This window comes from Spirosoma soli, from assembly GCF_042684525.1.
GTDB classification, from domain to species: Bacteria; Bacteroidota; Bacteroidia; order Cytophagales; family Spirosomataceae; genus Spirosoma; species Spirosoma soli.
In genome coordinates this window covers 350,326-374,092 of sequence record NZ_JBHULN010000003.1, presented here as the reverse complement: position 1 = coordinate 374,092, position 23,767 = coordinate 350,326, and the positions used below count along the sequence as shown (strand labels likewise).

General features: G+C 52.0%; 17 protein-coding genes. 14 read left to right on the top strand and 3 right to left on the bottom strand.

Going from position 1 to position 23,767, the window contains the following annotated elements:
• Positions 1–5 precede the first annotated feature (5 nt).
• Positions 6–812 (top strand): sugar phosphate isomerase/epimerase family protein, encoded by an 807-nt coding sequence (locus ACFSUS_RS07635; protein WP_381521213.1) that lies wholly within the window; start codon positions 6–8, stop codon positions 810–812.
• 16 nt (positions 813–828) lie between these two features.
• Here ACFSUS_RS07635 and ACFSUS_RS07630 read toward each other — a convergent pair whose 3' ends face one another.
• The gene (locus ACFSUS_RS07630; RefSeq protein WP_381521211.1) at positions 829–2,946 is read right to left on the bottom strand and encodes an outer membrane protein assembly factor BamB family protein; all 2,118 of its coding nucleotides are present in this window, start codon (positions 2,944–2,946) and stop codon (positions 829–831) included.
• Positions 2,947–3,383: 437 nt separating this feature from the next.
• On the opposite strand from ACFSUS_RS07630, the gene ACFSUS_RS07625 reads away from it, so the two are divergent.
• From ACFSUS_RS07625 to ACFSUS_RS07610, 4 genes are read left to right on the top strand one after another with little or no spacing between them, the layout of a single operon-like run.
• Entirely contained in the window at positions 3,384–4,034 is a 651-nt protein-coding gene (locus ACFSUS_RS07625) for an RNA polymerase sigma-70 factor (protein ID WP_381521209.1), read from the top strand.
• Between the two features lie 43 nt (positions 4,035–4,077).
• Complete coding sequence (locus ACFSUS_RS07620) at positions 4,078–5,145, top strand: FecR family protein (protein ID WP_381521207.1); 1,068 nt, start codon at positions 4,078–4,080, stop codon at positions 5,143–5,145.
• Positions 5,146–5,172: 27 nt separating this feature from the next.
• Complete coding sequence (locus ACFSUS_RS07615; RefSeq protein ID WP_381521205.1) at positions 5,173–8,793, top strand: SusC/RagA family TonB-linked outer membrane protein; 3,621 nt, start codon at positions 5,173–5,175, stop codon at positions 8,791–8,793.
• Between the two features lie 18 nt (positions 8,794–8,811).
• Positions 8,812–10,245, top strand: coding sequence for a RagB/SusD family nutrient uptake outer membrane protein (locus ACFSUS_RS07610; protein ID WP_381521204.1), 1,434 nt, complete (start codon positions 8,812–8,814; stop codon positions 10,243–10,245).
• Between the two features lie 89 nt (positions 10,246–10,334).
• Here the strand turns inward: ACFSUS_RS07610 and ACFSUS_RS07605 are convergent, their stop codons facing one another.
• Positions 10,335–11,249: a helix-turn-helix domain-containing protein gene (locus tag ACFSUS_RS07605; RefSeq protein ID WP_381521202.1), complete on the bottom strand. Its 915-nt coding sequence runs from the start codon at positions 11,247–11,249 to the stop codon at positions 10,335–10,337.
• Between the two features lie 154 nt (positions 11,250–11,403).
• Here ACFSUS_RS07605 and ACFSUS_RS07600 point away from each other — a divergent pair, with 154 nt between their 5' ends.
• The 4 genes from ACFSUS_RS07600 (at position 11,404) to ACFSUS_RS07585 (ending at position 16,565) form a co-directional block, all read left to right on the top strand.
• Positions 11,404–13,563: an alpha-galactosidase gene (locus tag ACFSUS_RS07600; protein ID WP_381521200.1), complete on the top strand. Its 2,160-nt coding sequence runs from the start codon at positions 11,404–11,406 to the stop codon at positions 13,561–13,563.
• A 20-nt stretch (positions 13,564–13,583) separates the two neighbouring features.
• Complete coding sequence (locus ACFSUS_RS07595) at positions 13,584–14,423, top strand: phytanoyl-CoA dioxygenase family protein (protein WP_381521199.1); 840 nt, start codon at positions 13,584–13,586, stop codon at positions 14,421–14,423.
• A gap of 146 nt (positions 14,424–14,569) precedes the next feature.
• On the top strand, positions 14,570–15,961 hold the full coding sequence (locus ACFSUS_RS07590) for a sugar porter family MFS transporter (RefSeq protein WP_381521197.1): 1,392 nt from the start codon (positions 14,570–14,572) through the stop codon (positions 15,959–15,961).
• A gap of 16 nt (positions 15,962–15,977) precedes the next feature.
• Complete coding sequence (locus ACFSUS_RS07585; protein WP_381521195.1) at positions 15,978–16,565, top strand: RNA polymerase sigma factor; 588 nt, start codon at positions 15,978–15,980, stop codon at positions 16,563–16,565.
• A 31-nt stretch (positions 16,566–16,596) separates the two neighbouring features.
• On the opposite strand, the gene ACFSUS_RS07580 is transcribed toward ACFSUS_RS07585, so the two are convergent.
• Positions 16,597–17,961: a hypothetical protein gene (locus ACFSUS_RS07580; protein WP_381521193.1), complete on the bottom strand. Its 1,365-nt coding sequence runs from the start codon at positions 17,959–17,961 to the stop codon at positions 16,597–16,599.
• Positions 17,962–18,311: 350 nt separating this feature from the next.
• Between ACFSUS_RS07580 and rbsK the strand changes: the two genes are divergently transcribed.
• From rbsK to ACFSUS_RS07555, 5 genes are read left to right on the top strand one after another with little or no spacing between them, the layout of a single operon-like run.
• Entirely contained in the window at positions 18,312–19,274 is a 963-nt protein-coding gene (gene rbsK / locus ACFSUS_RS07575) for a ribokinase (RefSeq protein ID WP_381521191.1), read from the top strand.
• An 8-nt stretch (positions 19,275–19,282) separates the two neighbouring features.
• Entirely contained in the window at positions 19,283–20,887 is a 1,605-nt protein-coding gene (locus ACFSUS_RS07570) for an ADP-ribosylglycohydrolase family protein (protein ID WP_381521189.1), read from the top strand.
• Positions 20,888–20,906: 19 nt separating this feature from the next.
• Positions 20,907–21,947 (top strand): GRP family sugar transporter, encoded by a 1,041-nt coding sequence (locus ACFSUS_RS07565; RefSeq protein WP_381521188.1) that lies wholly within the window; start codon positions 20,907–20,909, stop codon positions 21,945–21,947.
• Positions 21,948–21,964: 17 nt separating this feature from the next.
• Entirely contained in the window at positions 21,965–22,600 is a 636-nt protein-coding gene (locus ACFSUS_RS07560) for an RNA polymerase sigma factor (protein WP_381521187.1), read from the top strand.
• Between the two features lie 57 nt (positions 22,601–22,657).
• Positions 22,658–23,677: a FecR family protein gene (locus tag ACFSUS_RS07555; protein WP_381521185.1), complete on the top strand. Its 1,020-nt coding sequence runs from the start codon at positions 22,658–22,660 to the stop codon at positions 23,675–23,677.
• Positions 23,678–23,767: the final 90 nt, after the last annotated feature.

The following is a 23,767-nucleotide window of genomic DNA, read 5'->3' as shown; positions in this document are numbered from 1 at the left end:
CCACCATGCCCACTAAATTTTACGCCCCGCACTGGGGTAATACCTTGCCGTTTGACCTGTTTTGCCGGAACGTAAAGGCTGCTGGCTACGACGGTGTCGAAATGGCCCTGCCTCTGGAAGCAGATGATAGCCGAATCATCATTGATACACTCAAGAGTTATGATCTCGAACTGATAGGGCAATATTGGCAGTCGTTCGAGCGCGACCTGGACGAACATAGCCAGAACTACGAAAAATATCTGCGAAACCTGATTGCTGCCAACCCTGTTTTTATCAACTGCCAGACGGGGAAGGATTTCTTTACGTTCGATCAGAACAGGCAGTTGTTCGATCTGGCCGCCCGTATTTCGGCCGAAACGGGCGTCAAAATCATCCACGAAACGCACCGGGGTAAGGCGCTGTTTGCGGCTCATATCGCACAGCACTACCTGACTCAATTGCCCGATGTTCGGATTTGCCTTGATATTTCGCACTGGTGCAACGTCCACGAATCGCTGCTCGACGATCAGACCGAAGCCGTCAGTCTGGCCATCTCCCGCGCCGACCACATTCACAGTCGGGTGGGGCACCCGGAAGGGCCGCAGGTCAACGATCCCCGCGCTCCCGAATGGGAACTGACGCTCAATACGCATCTGGCCTGGTGGGATCAGGTCGTTAAAAGACATCAAGCAAACGGCACCCAGTTGACCGTAACGACCGAGTTTGGGCCGGCGACCTACATGCCCGTCATGCCGTACACCCAATTGCCCATTGGTAATCAATGGGAGATCAACGTGTTCATGATGAACTTGTTGAAGGAACGCTACGCCTGAGTGCTTTTGTAAATGCCTATGGAAGTGCATAAGCAACGTAACGATCACCGGATTTACGGCCGAGTTTGCCACCCCCGCAAGCAATGACGACGTATTGTTTACCATTGACTGAATAGGTCGCCGGGGTGGCAAATCCGGCCGCGGGTAGAGGGGCCTGCCAGAGAATTTTGCCCGTTCGTTTGTCCAGCGCCCGTAGCTGACCATCCCGACTGGCGGCAATGAACAGCAAACCACTACCCGTAACGAGCGGGCCACCGTAATTATCAGTCCCTGTCGGTGGAATGCCCTTCGCGGTCAGTTCGGGATATTCGCCTAACGGGACTTGCCATCGGTGTTCTCCGGTGTTCAGGTCGATGGCCGTAAGCGTACCCCAGGGTGGTGCACTCACCGGGTAGCCGTTGCTATCGTACCAGCGGTTATAGCCTGTGTGTTGGTAAGGCAAGCCTGCTTTCGGGGCGTTAACGGGTTGGGCTGAGGTCGTCTTGTCTTGCAGGAAGTCAACAATGGCTTTACGTTCGGCTTCGGGCAGGTGCGAAAACGACGGCATCATGCCTCGCCCTTTCAAGAGAACCTGATGAATCGCATCCGTTGATAAACGGGCATTCACCCCCAGCAGAGACGGATACGAACCGTCGTGGTTGCCTTTTCGGTCAGCGCCGTGGCAAGCTTTGCAGTTCAGCGCGTACAGATTCGCCCCGGTAACGGAAGCCTTCCCCGCTGTAGGTTGCTCGGTGGAAATCAAGGTTGAAAAACACGGATTTTGCTTGGCTGGTATATAAATTGTGCCTTCCGGGTCCGTAGCTGATCCGCCCCATTGCGCTCCACCATCCGTACCCGGAAAAAAAATTGTCATGGTCGACGTGAGCGGGATAAAGGGACTACCAGTTCGGGCTTTTCGCAACGTAGCAGCAATTTCGTCTCGGTTACTGGCCCACGGATTGATGTCTTTTTCGGTAAATGCCTGAGCCGTAAAGGGCGCTGGCTTCAGAGGAATAGGTTGTGTCCGGCTGGGTTGTTCGCCAGCTACGCCATCCGTCGGGAAAGCCTTTTCAACGACCGGAAACAAGGGCTTGCCTGTAACCCGATCGAACACAAAAACGTGGCCTTGTTTGGTTGTCTGCGCTACGGCATCAATGCGCTTGTTTCCCTGCACGACAGTCAGCAGGTTAGGCGGAGCTGGTGGGTCGCGGTCCCAGATGTCGTGGTGTACAAACTGAAAATGCCACAATCGTTTACCCGTAGCGGCATCCAGCGCCAGCAGGCAGTTGGCATAGAGGTTATCACCCTTACGGTTGCCGCCGTAAAAATCATACGCAGCCGATCCCGTCGGTATAAACACAATACCGCGCTCTCGGTCGATGGCCATCCCCGCCCAGGCATTAGCTCCACCCAGTCGTTGCCGTGGATTGGCCGGTTGCCAGGTTGAGTAGCCCGGTTCGCTGGGTTGAGGAATCGTATGAAACGTCCATACTTTCTGGCCTGTCCGTACGTCAAAAGCCCGTATATCGCCCAACAGGGCTGTTTCGCCCTCTGACACGCGTGCACCTACGATAAGCAGATTCTTATAAATTGTATTGGGTGTATTGGACCGGACATACTCATCAGCACCGGGGCGAGTGATTCCTTCTAATAGGTTGATTCGCCCAGTTTGCCCAAATTCCTGGATGGGTTCACCCGTTTTGGCATCAAGGGCATACAGCCAGTTGCCCGCGCCGAAGAAGATCCGTTCCTCAGACCCATCTGTCCAATAGGTTACGCCCCGGCTGGTGGTGCCGTCCGTATCGGGTAGCCGGGTCTTCCAGCGCTCTTTACCGGTACTGGCATCAACAGCAAACGCCTGTGTATTAGCTGAAACACCATACAGAATGCCACCAATTACGACTGGATTGCACTGCATCTGAGTTCGGTTGCCAACCGTATCGGCTCCGCCGGAGGCATAGGTCCAGGCCACCTGTAACCGTTGTACATTGTCGGGCGTGATCTGACTCAGGGGTGAGTAGTGACTTCGCGCTCCATCGCCATTGTATTCGGCCCAATCCGTACCCGGTTCAGGCTTGCTGACTATCAGGCCAACCGATCCCAGGATGGCTAAAGACCCTACTAGAAATCGTTGTAAAAGCGTTAAGTGGATCATCTGGAGTTAAAAGGTGTCTGTAATAGAATGGTCGAGCGGCTAGTTCAGTGACTCAATACATAAAGTACAAACCCCTTTATTTATCCCGGTTTTAGCCAGTTAAAATTTTGATTGGCTTAGAAACCGCTCGTGTACTGATGCGCTAATCGATAATCAAGTGCTGACCACTCATCGGTAAACGATTTTGTTGACAACCCACAGCCGTACCGGGAAAATGTGTGATTACACCCGTTTCAGAGATAGTGAAGGATTGACTGTAGTAGTAAAAGGACCAAAAAACGCAAACCTGCTTAGGATTATAGCCTTAGCTAATGGTACAGCTATCAGCCATTACCAACGGTTTTGTGAAAAAACTAGAATAATTTTAAAAATACATAGTAGCTGACTAAGGGTAAGCCTTCTTATTTGTGTCATCCCAGCACTTGACTGCCAAACAAATGACTGAATCTGAAGGTCAACCTATGCCCACCCCAACCTACTGGATGCGCCCGTTGCACGAAATGGATCGGACCGTACCGGTAGTAGATAACGAACTCGTTGTCCGAAACGCCTTTGCCAGCTCGCCCCAAAAAGGGTTTGAGGTGCTGTTCAGGCTTTATTACAGACCGCTTTGTAGTCATGCCGTGCGGTTTGTTTATACGCTGGAAGTTGCTGAGGACATTGTCGGAGAAGTATTTTATCAGCTTTGGAAAACGGGTAGTTATATGACCGTTCAGCATAGCTATCGAACGTATCTGTATGCTGCCGTTCGTCACCGGGCTTATAACTATCTGCGCGATGAACTCACGGGCAATCGTACGCCTACGTCTCTCGACTACATAAGCGACGCGGGTATGGATGAGACGCCCCAAACGCTTATCGAATACGATGAGACCTTTCAGCGGGTAGAGAGAGCGATACATGAACTACCACCGCAATGTCAGCGGATATTTCTGATGAGCCGGTTCGAAAACCGAAAAAATCAGGAGATCGCCGACGAACTGGGCCTGGCGCTCAAAACCGTTGAAGCCCATATGGCCCGCGCTCTTCTCCAATTGCGCCGGGTGTTTCTGCCAATGGGGCTGCTACTTTTTCTATCATTCCACTAAGGGTAATTCATTCTGCCTGTGCACAACGGGCAACTATTTGTTCATGGAAGATATCGTCAACAAAGCGGTTCTGTTCGACTATTTCTCGGGTCGGGTGAGTCCGCTACAGAAAAAATCAGTTGAGCACTGGCTTTCGGAGCTGAGTAACCGGGAGTTATATTACCAGTGGCTGCATGAGTGGGAGCTAGAACGGTTACAAACGAACACGAACTGGCAACCCATGTTCGAAAAAACGGCCCATCGAATACACCATACGCCACCCGAAAGCCCTCCGGCGGAAGAGCAGCGGCCAGCCAGCTGGTCGCTTAGCCGGACGGGTGAGTGGATGCGTCGTCATGGTTTACTGGCGGCCTCGGTGGTATTAGTGCTGATGGCAGCTAGCTGGTGGTTTAGGGATGTTCTGCTGTACAAGACTGTTCAGACCAGTTTTGGTGAAACCCGCCGACTAACCCTACCCGATGGGTCCGTTGTTATACTTAATGCTAATTCGACGTTGCGGTTTGCTCGCTGGTTTGGCAGCTCATGGTTACCTAATCCCACGAGTTTTGGTAAGCAGCGTACGGATGCTGCTCAGGCCATCCAACAGCAACGAACGGTAGAACTAACCGGCGAAGCTGACTTTGCGGTTCGCCATTTGCCAGACCAGCAGCGGTTTGTTGTACTGACGCCCAAGGGGCTCAACGTAACGGTACTGGGCACACAGTTTACCGTCTATAGCCGTGAACGGGCCACCCGGGTGGCACTTCGTTCGGGTCGCGTAGAGCTAACAACCCGGCAGCCTACCCGATCGCCGTTGATTATGAACCCCGGCGATTTAGTTACCCTCAACCGCCAGGGTAAGCTGGCCCTGACCCGAACGGCACATCCTGAAGCCATGGCTGCCTGGGTCGACCATCGGTTCGAGTTCGAGCGGACGTCGCTGCGCGAGGTGGCGCAACTGCTGCACGAGAACTACGGCCTCACTGTCACCATTGCCAATGCGCAGTTGGCCAGTCGAACCATTTCGGGTTCGTTCACCGCCCGAAATGCCAATGAGTTGTTGCAATTAATTTCTCAGCTTCTGCAAGTCAATTACATCCGGGAAAATGACCGGGTCTCCTTCACCGATTAACGCCTAACCACAAAACGAATTACGTAAATGATCTACTCTGTACGCCTATTTTATGTCTTACTGTTCAGTTCTGTACTGGCGGGAGGCCATCCTGGACTGGCGCAATTTGTGGCGACGGCCAAAGCGTTTCCCCGCACATCGCATCAGGTCGAAAGTCCACAGACACTTCAACTCCGGGAGGTTTTGAATCAGTTTAAGGTGCGTTACCAGGTTGATATTTTATTTGAAGATCGCCTGGTAAGCGATCATCTGGTAAGTCCGTCGAGCATCGAGCCGGGGGCTTCGGTAGAAAAGAATCTTGCCAGAGTCCTCCAGCCACAGGGATTGCGCTTTACAAAAGTAAAGAAAGGCGTATTTGTCGTATTGACTGATAATAACGCTACCAGAGGGGCGGCAGCAGTAACCAGCCCTGCTCTGTTGCCAACGGGGGCCGCCAACACCGGCTCGCCGGAGACGGGTTCTATTAGTCAACTACAAACCAAAGCGGTAACTACCCTGGCCGTTACCGATCAGACTATCAGTGGGCGCGTCACCGACGATGCAACGAGCAGTGGCTTACCGGGGGTGAGTGTGGTCCTGAAAGGAACCAGCCGAGGTACAACAACGGACAGTGATGGTAATTACCGACTTGCCGTTCCTGACCAAAATACGGGCAGTACCCTGACGCTGGTCTTCTCGTTCATCGGGTACGCTACGCAGGAGGTTCTTGTCGGCAATCGGAATACTGTGAACGTAACCCTGGCCAGCGACAATAAAACCCTGAACGAGGTTGTGGTAGTGGGATACGGTACTCAGAATCGGCGAGAATTAACCGGCTCGGTCGCGTCACTGCAAACGCAGACCATTAAAGACCAGCCTGTTACCAACGTAGTGGAAGGGCTTACGGGCCGAATGCCCGGCGTTTTAGTCCAGCAAAATACAGGGGCGCCAGGCAATTCTCCTTCGATTAAGGTGCGGGGCCTGGGGTCAATCAGCGCCGGCAACGGTCCGCTGGTGGTGATTGATGGACAACCGCTGAACTCCGGAAGCACAACCAACGCTGGAGGACTCAATCAGCTCAATCCCAACGATATAGATAAAATCGACGTACTCAAAGATGCGTCGGCTACGGCTATCTACGGGTCGCGCGGCTCGAACGGGGTGATCATGATTACCACCAAACGGGGTAAATCCGGGCAGACGCGAATCAATTTCGATTACTACACGGGCATTCAGGAGGTTAGTAAGAAGATGGATATGCTGAATGCCCAGCAGTTTGCCGAGTATTCAAAAGAAGCCTTCAATACGGCTTATCTCGAACGGGTGCCAGGTTCTTCGGCTAACGATCCGAACAGTGTCCGGGCATCGGGTCAGCGGTACCGGTACCCGCGGGGTGAATTTCCAGGCGTAAACTTTGATGATCCGGCCAGCTTAACTTCCTACGATTACCAGGATATGATTTTCCGGAAAGCCCCCATTAGCAACTACCAGTTGTCGGCGTCGGGCGGTACCGAAAAAGTACAGTACTTCATTTCAGGGAACTACCTTAATCAACAGGGCATCATCAAAAAATCGGGTATAGACCGGTATACTGTTCGTTCAAACGTTGACGCCCAGCTTTCATCAAAACTCAAAGTTGGGTTAAGTTTCAGTCCGTCGTTCCAGGCCGAAGATCGGGTGAACTCCGACGGTCACTGGGCGGGCAACGGGGTCATCAATGCCGCTTTGTCACTTCCGCCGTTCATTCCAATCTACCAGGCTGACGGCGTTACGTATAACTCGCAGGCTTTTTACGCGGCTCCCTACGATTGGCCGGGGATTACAAACCCCGTAGCGAATATTACGGAGGCCGATAACCGCGTTACCCAGCTTCGGTTGCTGGGTAACGCTTACGCCGAACTTTCCATCTGGAAGTCACTCCGCTACCGGGGGACCATTGGGGGGGACCTAAACTACCTGCGGCAGAATCAGTACCAAACTTCAGCTATCCCGCTGAACCAGCTATTGCCGCCAAACGTGAGTGTAGGCTCGGCTTATACGTCGCAGAATATCAACTGGGTAACCAACCACACGCTGAGCTACACGCTTGACCTTGGTACAACTCATCATTTAGATGCCCTGGTCGGTTTAGAGTCGCAGCGCAACGATTATGAGGAGAGTCGAATTAGCGCAAATAACTTTCCAAATGACATCGTCCGAACAGTAAATGCGGGTACAGTAGTACAAAGTGCAGTCATTGGAGGAGCAACTCTAAACAGTGCTTCATACCGGGATCAGTGGTCGCTGGCGTCATATTTTGCGCGGGTTACCTACAGCTATAAAGATAGGTATCTGTTCAATGCGTCGATCCGTCGCGATGGGTCGTCGCGGTTCGGTCTGGACAAACGATTTGGGACGTTTCCGTCGGCATCGGTGGGCTGGCGAATCATTGAAGAGCCATTCATGAAGACGATACCGGTCATCTCAGATCTCAAAGTGAGAGCCAGCTATGGACTGTCGGGTAATAATGCCTTTAGAAACAACGACGGAACAACGAACAATTACCCCGCTATTGGGGTGCTTACTAAAGACAATTATGTGTTGGGTAACGGTCTGGCAAACGGCCTGGCCACCAGCAGTATTGCCAATCCGCAGCTAAGTTGGGAAAAAAGTCGACAGACTGACATTGGTCTCGACCTGGGCCTTTTCCAGAACCGCATTGCATTCACGGTCGATTATTACAAACGGATCACCACCGATTTGTTATTACAGGTGCAAGTGCCGACGCTAACGGGCTTTTCGACGGCGGTGCGAAACATTGGCCAGGTGGAGAACAAAGGCATGGAGTTCGCCCTGTCGACCCGCAACATCAATGGAACGGGATCAGGGTTTACCTGGACAACGGACCTGAACCTGTCCTTCAACCGAAACAAAGTCCTGGCGCTCGGACCCACGGGCGACCCGATCCGAAGCGGCACCGGCGTTGGCGAAACCAACATCACCGTCATTGGACAACCTTTAGGGAGTTTTTACGGCTATCAGCAGTTAGGCATCTTCCAGAGTCAGGCTGAACTGGACGCTTATCCGCACTTCGCCGACAGCCGACCCGGCGATGTAAAGTTTGCGGATGTAAACAACGATGGGAAACTCACCGCTGACGACCGGACGCTGATTGGTAATAACCAGCCCGATTTTATCTACGGCATTACCAACTCGTTCTCCTTTAAAGGTTTCGACTTAGGTATCGTTGCGCAGGGCGTTCAGGGCGGGCAGATTCTGAACCTATCGCGTCGGTTCTATGAAAACCTGGAAGGGAATGCGAATGAGTTGACAACGGTATTAGGTCGTTGGCGTTCAGCACAGGACCCTGGCGACGGAAAAACCCCGCGGGCCAATACCCGCTCAACGGGTAATAATAACCAGGTGTCGAGCCGCTGGGTAGAGAGTGCTACGTACTTCCGGATTCGCAACATCACCCTGGGCTATAACGTACCGCGTACGGTGCTCCAAAAAATCAAGGCGCAAACGCTGCGTGTCTATGCAGGCGTACAGAATGCAGTTACCTTCTCGAAGTACCTGTCGTACAACCCGGAGGTCAGCGGCTACGAAGGACCGCTGACGGGCGGTGTCGACTATGGGTCGTATCCGCTGGCGCGTACCTACACGATTGGGCTAAACCTGGGCTTTTAACCTTTCTCCCTAAGCATTATGAAAACGAAATATATTCTTGCCGGGCTGCTGGCGTTGAGCTTAACCGCCTGCAAAGAGAAATTCCTGGATCTATCGCCTGTTTCGGCGGTGGGGACAACCTCCTTTTTTAAGAGTCAGTCAGATGTGCTAACGGCCCTCAATGGCGCATATGGTGCCTTGCAGTTTAACGGACAGTACGGTCAACTCTACGTCGTGGCTGAAATTCCGTCCGACGATACGACCCCTGTGCTTTCCGGGTCTGTTACGGACCAGGACGAGTTCGATAAATTCTACGTTCGAACCACCAATCCGTTCACGTTGGCCCGTTGGAGCGACGGGTATCGGGGTATTTACCGGACCAATTCCGTTATCGAACGAATTGTCGGCGTTACGATGGATGAAACTCTTAAAAAACGAGTTGTTGGAGAAGCCAAATTTCTGCGGGCGCTTATGTACTTCAATTTAGTGCGGGTTTTCGGAGATGTGCCGCTGGTATTAACCGAAATTACCGACCCGCTACAGGGGTACGAATACGGCCGGGCGCCGGTGGCTGATGTGTATGCCCAAATCAATAAGGACTTAAGTGATGCTGAAAGTGCTCTCCCCGTTACGTATACCGGAAGTGATGTTGGCCGTGCAACCAGTGGTGCTGCCAAGAGTTTGCTTGGTAAAGTGTACCTGACCCAGAAACGGTATGCCGATGCCAGTGCAAAACTGAAAGAGGTCATTGACAGAGGAACTTACTCGCTGCTACCGAACTACGCTGACCTGTTTAAACCAGCGAATAAAAACAGTAAAGAGTCTATCTTCGAGGTACAGTATAAGAAAGGCAACGTTGGGGAAGGTAGCAACTGGGCCAACCAATACGCTCCCGAAAACTCCGGCAACGCCGTGATTCAGTTTGGTGGGGCCGGTAACAACCGCCCTACGCCTGATCTGGACAACAGCTACGAACCGGGTGACCCGCGCCGTAACGTGTCAATGGCCAGTAGTTATGTAAACAGCAGCGGAGTAAAGGTCGATTACTATTATATCAAAAAGTACGCAGACCCACCGGTTGTGAATAACGATTCAGAAGATGACTGGTATGTCCTCCGATACGCTGATGTGCTGCTGATGTACGCCGAAGCGTTGAACGAAACCGGTAAACCAGCCGACGCATTGCCTTATTTGAATCAGGTTCGCAAACGAGTCGGGTTAGCCGATAAAACAGTCACTGCTCAATCTGATCTGCGGCTGGCTATTGAACAGGAGCGACGTGTGGAGTTGGCGTTTGAAGGACACCGCTGGTTCGATCTGGTCCGTACGGGCCGAGCCTTACCGGTTCTTCAAGCCAAAGCGGCTTCGATTGGTATCAAAACAGCCTTGACCGAAAACAACCTTGTATTCCCGATTCCGCAAAGTCAGATTGACATCAATCCAACTAAAATCAAGCAAAATCCCGGTTATTGATTTTTAGTAGTCAGACAGCTTTTTGTTACTTGCAAAGCCCTGGAGAATGGATTCTCTGGGGCTTTTTGTTTAAGAAAGATTTGTTGACACTAAGCGCTGCGCTGCATCCCCTCTCTCTTCCGGTATTTAGCGGGAGAAACGCCCATTTGCTTTTTGAACAGTCTAGAAAAATAAAACGGATCGTCGATGCCCAGTTGAGTAGCCACCTCATTGATGCGTAAATCACTGAAGTGAAGAAGTTGACAAGCTTTCTGGATGCGGAGGTGGTTGAAATACTCAATGGGAGCGTAACCGGTATCCTGTTTGAACTTCCGGCAAAAAAACGAGGTGGACAGATTGGCTGATTGAGCAATATTATCCAGCAGGATAGTGTTCGCCAGGTTTTGCTTCATATAGCCAATGGCTTTATCGGTGGGCGAGGGACCGGGCGTGATCAGGCCGCGCTGAAAGTTTTCGGGCAACACGAACGACGCCAGAAAATAAGGGAGCGTCAGGTTGGCAAAGAGCAGATTCGATTGGCTGTATCCATTCAGAAACGTCTCGTATATCCGGTCGAAGAGTGCAACCCGTTCGTTTGAGAACACCACCCGGACAACCTGGCTCAGGTTGTCACGATTGCCCATGGCGGCCCAAACCGATTCATGGCAGGCCGTACCGTTGATGTGAAACCAGTAGATCGTCCACGGATTGTTAGGGTCAGCCGCGTAGGAATGGGGCACACCCGGCGCAATGGCGTACATATCGCCTGCCTGTAGGGTTACCCGGCCTTGGGGAACCTGAATCCAGCCGAGTCCGTCGGTGCAATAAATCAGAATCACCTGCGACATGCCCGTTGGCCGCTGGTAATAGTGGTGCAACGCCTTCGGAAAAAAGCCCATCTGGGTAATAAACAACTGACTGATGAGGGGCATTGACCGGCATTTCTCCAATACCTCCTTCGGTATCTCAATCATCCGCTCACCGGTAAACCCCCTGCCTTTTCGATTCTGTCGCTTCGTTACCATCAATTTCAGGCAATTTCTTGTAAGGCAAAATAATCCATATTTATGCGAAGATACTTCATTTGGAGATTCTTGGGATAACTGAATTTTGTGAATGTAAAATACAATAAGGGAAGACGGTCCTAATAGCCAGAACGCAGCGTCGGTAGCCAGCATCATGAAAAATTTTGTCCTCGTAATCCTACTGAATAGTGTCAGCTTGTCAGCAATGCTGGCCGCCAATCAGGCATCGACGCGCCTGGAACCACCCTTCGCCAAATGGACCAGTTCAGAGCTTGTTCTGAACAACGGTCTTGTTCAGCGCACGATCAAACTACCCGCTTCGGAAGGCAGCTTCCTGACTATACTCTACAAGCCGGTTGACGGTGAGTACAAATATTTCACCAAAACGAATTCCGACTTTCAGTTTGAGCTTAACGGCAAAACATACACCGGCTCGGGCGACTGGCGACTAATCACGGTTCAGAAAATCACCGACGACAAACAAGGCGACGGAGCGGCCGTGACCTTACAAAGCAAAGACGGCCAGGCCGAAGTAACCCTCCGCTATCTACTGTATCCTGACCTACCCGTTATTCGGAAAAACTTAGTGGTTAAGAACCTATCCAACGAACCGGTCCGTTTAGAATCGGTCGATGTCGAGAAGCTGACGGCGACGCCCTATTACGCTACTACGTTTAGCTGGATTTGCCATGACTACGGCCGAAGACGGTCGATTGGGCCCTATGACGGCAACCTCCAGGATGCGCTGCTGACCGTTCACAACAGCGACTGGCAGCAGGGTATTGTGATTGGCAACGAGGCCGCCGGGGTGGTCAAACACACGTCTGTCTTTTGGGATGAACCTGCTATTTTGAGCGGTCTGACGCATAAAGAGGCTCGCTACCCATTTCGAAAATACATCGGTAAAGGTGAGTCATTTACAACACCGCAAGTCTTTACCATCGTTTATAATAATCACAAAGACCCGGACGAGGTACTAAACACGGCTGTCCCCAATTTCGTCCGCAAGCACCTGGGTACACGACTGTCGGAGCTGGACCAGAAGCCTACTTTCGTCTACAATACGTGGGTGCCTTTTCGTAAGGATATCAACGAAAAACTGGTCATGGAACTGGCCAAAGCGGCCGCCGATGCCGGTATGAAGGAATTTGTGATTGATGACGGCTGGGCGGATAATTACGGAGATTGGATCATCGACAAAAAGAAATTTCCCAATGGCCTAAAACCCGTATTCGACTACATCAAGTCCCTGGGCATGAAGCCGGGGCTGTGGGTCAGCGTGGGCAGTGCCTCGCCTGACAGTAGAGTGTACAAAGCCCATCCCGAATGGTTCGTGCTGGACGAACAGCAGCAGCCGGCCAACCTGCACGAAGATGATTTGAAGATGCGCACTGCCTGCTTTGGCACCGGCTGGCGTGGATACATCAAAGACGTGTTGCTCAAGTTGGCGCTCGAATACGGGCTCGAATACCTGAAGCTTGATTTTACGGTGGTCACCAGCACGTACCGGTTTGGCAACAAGGTAACGGGCTGCTATGCCACCAATCATAAAGGCCATAAAGATCACCACGAGTCGCTGTACACCAACTACGAAGAAGTCTGGAAACTCTTCGACGAGCTTCATGCCGCCAAGCCTAACCTGTTCATCGACTGCACCTTTGAAACAATGGGTGGCTTGCAATTAATTGATTACGCGATGCTGAAACATGCCGAAGGCAACTGGCTGTCAAATTTTTACGGCCCTCCGAGCGCTAACGTCGATCTGCGGGTCCGAAACATGGCCTGGTGGCGTTCTCCGGCTATACCGGCCACCGCGCTGGTGATTGGCAATCCGGAGATGCAGGATGCTGGCTGGGAGATGCACATCAAGTCACTGGCCGGAGCTTTGCCCATCATGCTGGGCGACCCCCGGAAGTTATCGGCTCCTGACCTGAAGCAATACCGGGCTTACGCGGATTGGCTGCAAGCGATGGAGAACAAACACCAGATCATGAGTTACCGCCAGGACCTTCCTGACTTTGGCGAGCCAATGGAAGGTAAGTGGGACGGCTTTCAACGGATCAATACCGACACAAAGCAAGGCGGTCTCATCGGCGTTTTTCGGCATGGCGCGGTTGAAAAAACACGTCAGGTAACGGTCAATCACCTTGATCCGAAACGAACGTACCAGATAAAAACTATAGAGGGGAAACTGATGACGACACTCACCGGCGAAGCGCTGCAAACTACCGGATTTGCGGTAACCTTGGGCGAGCCCTATGACGGTGAACTCTTTGAAGTTACGGATGCCCGAATGACTGCAAATACGAAATAAAACGCTAAACGGAAATTGTCATGACCAATCAAGCATTAACGCCCGAGCAAATCCAGCAGTACAATCAGGATGGCTACCTGATCGTCAAAGGATTTTTAAGTTCAGAAGAAGTTGCCAAACTCTATCAGGTCGCTATTGACGATAGTGCCGTCAGTAAGAATGCCATTAACGTCAACGACAGCACGGGCAAACGGAGTAAGCTGTCGCTCTGGTACAAACCCGGCGACGATATCTACGGACTTCTTACCCGCAGCCAGCAACTCGTTGACTCAGTGGACCAACTACTGGATAACCCTAGTGCCAATGTCTGCCATTTCCATTCCAAACTGATGCAGAAAGAACCCCGCGTGGGCGGGGCCTGGGAATGGCATCAGGACTACGGGTACTGGTACAAAAACGAATTTCTGCTACCCGATCAGATGATGTCAGTCATGGTGGCTATTACCGACGCCAATGAAGAAAACGGCTGTTTGCAGGTAATCAAAGGCTCGCACAAAATGGGGCGGGTGGAACACGGCTTTTCAGGCGAACAAGTCGGTGCGTCGCAGCGGTATGTGGACTTGGCCTTGAAAACGATGGAGCGGATTTACGTCGAGTTGAAAGCGGGCGATGTGTTGTTTTTTCACAGTAACATCCTCCACCGGTCCGAAGCCAACCTGTCGGACAAGCCGCGTTGGTCGATGATTTCCTGCTACAACCGCCAGTCAAACATTGGCTACAACGATTCAGCCTCGTCGATGTCGAGCATCACGCCAATCGATGTGGTACCCAACGACGCCCTGCTCACCTGGGAAACCGCTGGTCTGGCCGAAGACGGGGCCGACTTCCTGGCCAAAGAAGCTGATGTTGCTTTGAAATGAGGTTATGCCGCAGAGATGCACCAAGACGCACCGGTACGCCGGGGCGGGAGATACACTGAGGAGGTTGTGAAAAATCTTTGTGTATCTCTGTGATCCTCTGTGCCGCTCTGTGGCCCAACATGTCACACCCTTCACCCCTCAACCCTATGGCCATTATCATTCATGCACAGCCGGATAGTCGTTCGGTGGACATGGCCGTTAACCGGAGCTATGTCTATCTTATCAGTGCTATTGCTGCGTTAGGTGGCGTATTGTTTGGCTTTGATCTGGTAATCATTTCGGGTACCGTACCGTTTTTTACAGAGCACTTCCTGCTCAACGAATTTCAGGTCGGCTGGGCCGTGGGTTGTATCAACCTGGGCGCGGCTATCGGTGCGATGATTGGCGGTAAGCTGAGCGATTCGTTGGGTCGCAAAAAACTCCTGATGGCGTGCGCCGTACTGTTTGCGCTGACGGGTGCGGGGACGGGATGGGCCGGAAGTTTCCCCTTGTTTGTCACGTTTCGGATGTTGAGCGGAGTCGCGGTGGGGGCAGCGGCTTTGGTTTGCCCAATGTACGTAGCCGAAATTTCACCCGCTCCGATGCGCGGGCGCATGGTGTCGTTCTACCAGTTGTCGATTGTCATTGGCATTCTGCTGGCGTACCTGTCGAATTACCTGTTGTTGAATACCGGCGTAAACAATTGGCGGTGGATGTTTTCGTCGCAGTCGGCACCGGCGCTGTTGTTCTTTTTCGGCTTGTTCTTCGTCGCCGAAAGCCCGCGCTGGCTCATCCGAAAACAACGAAACGATGAGGCAAAAGCCATTCTAAACCGAATCGGAGGCCGGGATTACGCTGACGCCGAAGCGTCTCAGATCAAGGATAGCTCTTCGCAGCAAACCGGATTGCCAGCCGCCCGCGAAATAGTCAGCGACTTGTTCCGGAAAGACCTCTGGCCGATTGTCTTTATTGGCATCGTCGTGGCGGTTTTCTCCCAGGCTGTCGGGCAGAATTCCTTGTTTTCATACGCTCCGGAACTGTTCCGGCAAGCGGGTATGGCGCAGAATTCGGCTTTTTTGCAGTCGATTATCATCGGCGTCATCAACTTCATCTTTACGTTTATCGCCATTGGCACCATTGATCAAGTCGGGCGTAAGAAATTATTCCAATACGGATCGGCGTTACTCTGTTTAGATGCACTCGCGCTGTCAGGGTCTTTCTATTGGCAGTTGCCCAGCGCGTGGGTGCTTGTTTTCGTGCTGGCGTTCATTGCTATTTATTCGGCCACGTTAGGGCCTGTTACGTGGGTGGCGCTCTCGGAAATCTTTCCAAATCGAATTCGGGGCAACGCTATGGCTCTCGCTACGCTGGCTTTGTGGATTACGAACTTCTTCACCACGGCTTCATTCCCGGTCATGAAACAGCATTGGGGCTTGCCACTAACGTTTGGCTTCCACGCTATTTTATGTTTTGTCTACTTTCTGTTCGTTCGGCTACGACTGCCGGAAACGAAAGGAAAATCATTGGAAGAGATAGAGAAAGAACTGACCCACCCATAAGCCTTTACCGCCCACTATGACTTCTCAGCTTACTCCTGCCCAACATACGCTGCTCTGGAATGACTTTCGCGACGGAAGCCCAACGGCTTTTGCCAGGCTATATGATCTGTTTTCGGCTGATCTGTATCGGTACGGTTACAACCTGGTTCGCAACCGACAGATAGTGGAGGACTGCCTGCACGAGTTATTCCTGCACCTGCACGAAAGCCGGGCTCGGCTGGGCGCTACCGATAACATTCGCTTTTACCTCTACCGCGCCATAAGACGCCGTTTACTGGATACGGTGGGCCGATTGAACAAACTGAATTCGAACGAATACTTGTTTGATGATGCCGAGTTTCAGATTCAGCCGTATGAATGTGCGTTGGTTGAGGAGCAACTTGTCGGCCAGCAAAAGCAATTGATGATGTTGGAATTGAATCGATTACCTAAACGTCAGAAAGAAATTTTGTACTTAGTTTATATGAAAGGTCTGAGCTACCAACAGGCGGCCGAGGTGATGGACATTACGATAAAAAGCGTTTACAATACGGTTAACGTTGCTTTGAAGGCTTTACAGGTTCTGGTGCGTGTATCGTTCGAGCAGCGCGGAGCATATGTGTAAGGCCCCACACCGAACAAAGTCTGTTCACGAATCATCTATGCTGCAAACATACTGCCGCCCACGCCCGCAAATCCAGGTTACGCACTAGTTGATGGTCGGCTGGACTGCCACTGAACGTATCAATTGCCTGCAGAATACTTACCTGTAGACGACCATTAAGCCACTGTCGGAGTAAATCAAGGGTGAATTGTTCCCCAGCTGACTTCCGCCCGGTTGACTTTAGTTTTCGTTCGGCCGAGCGTAGCGCGTAACTCAGGTAATCGGCATTCCCCAGTCGGGCGTGCAATAGTAGGTTCATGAGTCGGCTTTGTGTGTGAAGCATGCTGGGTAACGAACGAGCCGGTAAAGTTAGTACCTGGTTTAGCCGCTGTAATCCTGCCGAAAGTTTCCCTAAACCTACGTCAATACGTACCAGCAATAAAGCGAATTCAGTGCGGGTGGCTAGGGCCAGGCGGGCCAGTCCTCGTTCGAATGTGGTTTCATCTGCCGATACAGGATGCGTACCAAGCAGGGCGGCCGCATCAGTAAAAAGACCTTGATCAACAGTCAGTAACAGCTGGTAATAGAGCGTCAGATAGGGGACGGTGTGGCGTAGTCCCTGTGCCGGAGTATCAATAGTCTGAAGTCGGTCGATGAAGTACACCATCTCCTCATACTTTCCCAGCATTCGCAAATCGGATAGAATACCTTCGAGCAGTTGAACGTAATACTGAGGTTGTTCAGCCCATAGGGTGAGGTTATTTTGGAAGAGGTTGTTCAGTTCCCGATACACCCGCAAGCTCCCGGCGCCATCACCAATCATACGGAAGTAAGCCGATTGGAAGTGTAAGTGCTGTTGCTGCATGGCAAAGGATTTGTGCTTCTGGCGATTAAGCAATTGGTGCTCCTCCAGGAGGAGGTCGTTCAGCCGCATGGTATCTGCCGAACCACCCACCGTGCCGTGCGTACGATACCGTAGCAACAGTGTTTCGTAAAGCGCGGCATGGTGCAACGCCGTTTGGGTGCGATCGACCTGCTGACGAATCAGGGCGTGTTGTCGCGCCAGCGTTGGCTCGTCGACATCATCAAATTGTCCTCGTACCCACTGCTCCGCCTGTTGTCGGGCAGCCAGCACTACGTACAGTCCACGCTCATGCTGTTCAGCCAGGTGTCGCGCTTTTTCGAGCTGCTCCTGGCTAAATTGAACCAGACCGCGTTCGTACAGAATCTGACTGTCGTGCAATAGCTGACTGATGCGAACGTCAATACGTTTGTCTTGCTCAAACTGCCTGAGGCTTTGCATGATCACCCGGTACAGGTACTTGCGGGCTGGTTCAAGAGTTGCGCCAGGAAACGAGCGTGCGAGCTCGGCAGTCAGGTCTTCGCCTGTAGTCTCGTAGCTGAGCAAACAATTCATTAGGCGTAAAAAGCCTTTATCGCCCGCTTGCCGGCCGGCGAATAATCGGCAATACCGTTTCTCGGATTTAGTGAGTGAATGAACAAGGGGGTGGAGAATGTCAATTGTCACGTAGGAATAGCTAAAAAATGCAAGTTTAAAGATAGGTCTGTTAAGATATAATTGGATGATGGTTGGTATAATTCTTAGTATCAATGCTTTTTTGAGGCTTTTTGCCAAGATAAACTGATAACTATACCAATCATGAGATTAGCGTTTCTGGTCTTATAGGAATAGCTAATATTACAAAAAGTGGGCTTTGATCGATACAATTATTCCATAGGTTTGTTCAACAATTTGTATTCTTAATTATGTCCTCTGTCGTTTGTGTCATTGGCAGTTCAAACACCGATATGGTGATTAAGGGCAACAAACTGCCTGCCCCCGGCGAAACCGTGATCGGCGGAACATTCCTGATGAATCCTGGTGGGAAAGGGGCGAATCAGGCCGTAGCCGCTGCTCGGCTGGCAAACGGAGCTTCGGCTACTACCGTAACCTTTGTTGCCAATGTGGGCAACGACATTTTTGGCCGACAGGCACTTCAGCAGTTCGAGCGCGAAGGTATTCAAACGGATTTTGTCACGACGGATGCCGACGAACCATCGGGGGTTGCCCTGATCGGTGTAGATAGCCAGGGCGAGAACTGCATCATGGTGGCGTCGGGGGCCAACGCCCGGCTGGGTCAGGCGCAGGTAGCGCAAGCGTTAGCCGTTGAGATGGATGCGAACGCTACGGTCATCCTCCTGCAGTTGGAAACCCCCATTCCCACCGTTGAATACGCCATTCGGCAAAGTCACGAGCGAGGGATGCGGGTAGTGCTGAACCCGGCTCCGGCGCAACTTCTCGACTCATCGGTGCTGGCCTGCCTGCACGTGATTACACCCAACGAAACCGAAGCTGAGCTACTCACCGGTGTTCGGGTAACCGACGAAACTACGGCTCAACAGGCGGCCCAGCGACTGCACGAAGCTGGGGTGCCTAACGTGGTCATTACACTCGGTGCGCGGGGAGCCTACCTGTCGACACCATCTGGTGCGTCGCTGATTGCGGCCCCGCCCGTAACGGCCCTTGACACAACGGCCGCAGGCGACTGTTTCAACGGTGCCCTGGCGGTAGCCATCGCCGAAGGACGCCACTTGCCCGAAGCAGTAGCATTTGCCTGCAAAGCTGCGTCGATTTCCGTAACCCGCATGGGTGCCCAGGCATCGCTGCCCCACCGCCACGAAGTCGATGCGCTGCCCTTAGTAACCGTCGGACCATTCCTTTATTCGTAACCAACCCAATGAAAAACGCACGTTTACAAGTCGGCTGTTTTCTACTGCTGTTATCAGCCTTGATGGCTTTCAGCCGGACCGCCGGACCGCCCAGGTCAACGCCCAAAAAAGGACTACCGGCCGCCGGAGTGCCGGTCGCCGACGTAACGATTTCCAAAGCGACTTTACAGGACAAAATCAAGGGCGGCTGGGCGGGTCAGTTGATCGGCTGCACCTTCGGCGGGCCAACGGAATTCAAGTTTAACGGTACTATGATGAACGACTACCAGCCTATTCCGTGGTACGACGGCTACATCAAGAAAACGATGCTCGAGATCCCCGGTCTGTACGATGACTTGTACATGGACCTGACCTTTGTGGATGTGTTCGAGAAAAAGGGGCTCGACGCGCCCGTCAGCGAACACGCCAACGCTTTCGCTAAGGCCGACTACATGCTCTGGCATGCTAATCAGGTTGGCCGTTACAACATCCTCAACGGCATGAAAGCGCCCCAGTCGGGGCATTGGCTCAACAATCCCCACGCCGACGATATTGACTTTCAGATCGAAGCGGATTTTTCGGGATTGATGGCCCCCGGAATGCCCAACACGGCTGTACAGATTGGTGATCCTATCGGCCATATCATGAACTACGGCGATGGCTGGTACGGGGGCGTTTACGTGGGGGCTATGTATTCGTTGGCGTTTGTCAGCAAGGATGTGAATTACATTGTTCGGGAAGGGCTAAAAACGGTTCCGGCGCAGAGTACGTTCTATCAGTGCATTGCCGACGTCATTAAGTGGCACGACCAGTATCCCAACGACTGGAAACGTACCTGGCTGGAAGTGCAGCGCAAATGGGCCGACGAAGTAGGCTGCCCGGATGGAATCTTTGCCCCGTATAATATCGATGCTAAAATTAACTCCGCTTACATCGTACTGGGGCTGCTGTATGGTCAGGGCGATTATACCAAAACCATGCAGATCAGCACCCGCGCCGGGCAAGACTCCGATTGTAATCCATCGTCGGCGGGCGGTATTCTGGGGACGATGCTGGGTTACGACAAGATACCTGCTTACTGGAAACAGGGTCTCAAAGAAGCCGAAGACATTGATTTTAAGTACACGGCCATGTCACTCAACGATGTATACAGTATTGGCATGAAACACGCGCTTCAGGTTGTTGAACGAAATGGTGGCAAAGTGACTGGCGACAACGTAACGATTGCCGTACAAACACCCAAAGCTGTTCGATTGGAGCAAGGCTTCGGCGGTCACTTCCCGATCGAAAAGCGAGGAATCAACAAAGATCTCGTCGATGAATACACCGCCACATTCGATGGCGTTGGCTTCATCGTCAGTGGCGACTGTCGGCCAAAGGCCCAAACGGCTAGCTACGAATATGAAAGTAAGTACGCCGGTCAGGTTGAGGTTTATGTAGACGATAAAAAAGTAGAAACGGCTACTTTACCGGCCAGTTTCACGCGCCGTCGGTACGACCTGACCTGGAAATACCAACTGGCGCCGGGCAAGCATACCCTCCGGCTGAAGCTGCTCAACCCCGATAAAGATCATACGCTGCGACTACGGACCCTGATTGTTTTCGGCGAGAAACCCATTCTGGCCCGCTACTAACCTAATCCTACCTAAACCCATGTTTATCATCGAGTCTTACGGTACAGCCGTGCTGTTTTGCGTGGTCACCATGCTTTGCTGGGGGTCCTGGGCCAATACCCAGAAATTGTCGGCGGGCAACTGGCGTTTTGAGTTATTTTATTGGGACTACGTATTCGGTATCGTTGCGCTATCCTTATTGTTAGCCCTCACGCTGGGTAGCTTAGGGGAAGGGGGACGTCCGTTTCTGGCTGATGTCCGGCAGGCGGATTCTACGAATGTCGGTTCGGCAATCTGGGGTGGGGTGCTCTTCAATGCGGCCAATATTCTGTTGGGGGCTGCCATCGCCATTGCGGGCATGTCCGTCGCGTTTCCCGTTGGTATTGGGCTGGCGCTGGTCATTGGCGTGGTGGTCAATTACCTCAATGCTCCCGTTGGTAGTGCCGGATTGCTCTTTGGGGGTATGGCATTGATTGTGGTGGCGATTCTGCTCAACGCCGTTGCTTACCGGCGCACTACTACGGCTAGTGCAGATTTATCGGCAAAGGGCGAATCCACGCAGGGCGAATCCACGCAGGGCCTTTCTACGAAGGGCTTGTTATTGTCTGTAGTAGCGGGTTGCTTAATGGGCTTGTTTTATGGCTACGTAGCCAAGGCCATGTTTCCAGACTTCGACCAGCCTGAGCCTGGTAAGCTTAGTCCTTACACAGCGGTTGTATTTTTCGCGCTGGGCATATTAATCAGTAACTTTCTCTTCAATACCTTACTCATGCGCCGACCTTTCGTGGGCACGCCCGTTAGCTACGCCGATTATTTTCAGGGAAGCGGACGTAACCACCTGACGGGTGTACTGGGGGGCATGATCTGGTGCCTCGGCATGTCATTTAGTATTCTGGCCTCCGACAAGGCCGGTCCGGCCATCAGCTACGGACTTGGCCAGGGGGCTACGGTGGTGGCAGCTCTGTGGGGTATTTATGTCTGGCGCGAATTTCGGTCGGCACCCAAAGGCGTTAACGGCTTATTGAATGGCATGTTACTCTGCTACATCGTCGGATTGGGATTACTGATCGTTGCCCGCTGATAAAGAGGAATCAGACAATGAATGACCGTCTTCCACCATCCGAACACATTCACCTTTGGAATTGCTTCCGAAACGGTGATCAGTCGTCCTTTGCTAAGATCTACGATTTGTTCGCGGCCGATCTGTACCGGTATGGTTATAACCTGGTTCGCAACCGACAGGTAGTGGAGGACTGCCTGCACGAGTTATTTCTGCACCTGCACGAAAGCCGGGCTCGGCTGGGGGCTACCGACAACATCCGCTTTTATCTCTATCGGGCGCTACGCCGTCGTTTGCTGGATACGGTTGGTCGGCTGAACAAGCTGGATTCGGACGAGTACCTCTTCGACGATGCCGTATTTCAGATTCAGCCGTATGAGCAAACCTTAGTAGAGGAGCAGTTGGTTGAACAGCAGAAGTTATTGGTTATCGCTCAACTCAATAAGTTGCCTAAGCGCCAAAAAGAAATCCTGTATCTGGTGTACATGAAAGGACTGAGTTACCAGCAGGCGGCCGAGGTCATGGATATCACAATGAAGAGTGTGTACAACACAATCAACGTAGCCTTAACCACGTTGCGGACCCAGGTGCAGGCTTCGTTTAAGCGGGGTGGGGCGCTCTGGAGCCTGATTGGAGGCATTTCGGTTTATGTGTCCAAGATTTTATTTGAGTAAAGCCGGGAAAAAATAAATTGTAGGCTGTTTAACGAGTACAATCATGAAGCCTATCCAATGCCGAATCCCGCTTTCACTGTAGAAGACTTCTGTAAAGACCCTGATTTCATCCGTTGGGTGCGAACGCCCACTGATGAGTTGGATCGGTATTGGCAGACGTTTATGGTTGAACACCCTCATAAAGTGGCCGACATTCAACTAGCTATCGACTACGTCAAAACGATTCAGTTTCGCGAAATTGACCCGTCGGAATCGGATCTTGCCCGGCTCAGACAACGAATCTTCAACGACATAGAATCGGTACAGCAACCAACCGAGCGTCAGCCGGGTCGGGTTATTCACTGGTATCAACGACCGTACTGGTCGGACCCACGCTGGGCTGCGGCTGCGGTGGTAGTGTTGGTGATGTCGATAGGGCTTGGCTGGTGGACATACAAAGCCAATGCCGATTTGACGTATCAGACGGCTTACGGTAAAATTCAGGAAATTCAACTAGCCGATGGCTCGGTGGTTACACTTAACGCCAATTCGTCGTTGAAGGTAGCGGATGATCTGTCGAACAGTCCCGTTCGGGAGGTGTGGCTGACGGGTGAAGCGTATTTCGACATTGCCAAGCGCAAAGGAGCCAAGTTTATCGTTCATACGCCCGAAGCAAAGATTGAGGTGTTAGGAACCGAGTTCAACGTGAATACGCGCCGGGAGCAGACCAACGTTGTTTTGCACGAAGGCAAGGTTCAGCTGCAGGCTGACAATCAATCCTCCGTGGTGATGAAGCCGGGCGACATGGCCATCGTGACGCCCCAAAGCCGCCAGATTGAGCTAAAGAAGGTGCAACCTGACGTATATGATGCCTGGAAAGAGTCGTACCTGGTGCTAGACGGTAAAACACTTCCGGAAATCATTCATAGTCTGGAAGATACTTTTGGCGTAACGATCAAGCTGGAAGATGCTCAACTAGCGGACAAAAAGCTAACCGGTAAGCTACGGACCGAAGTGCCGGAGGATTGCATCGAAAACCTGGCCATCATCTTAGGGGCTGAAGTGAAAAAAAACGGCGACACGTATTCGTTTGAGTAGATAAACTGGTTATCAGATCATTTATAGAGTGCTGATAGTAACATACAATGTACCATCAGCACCCAAAAGCGATAACTTGGTTAGTAACCC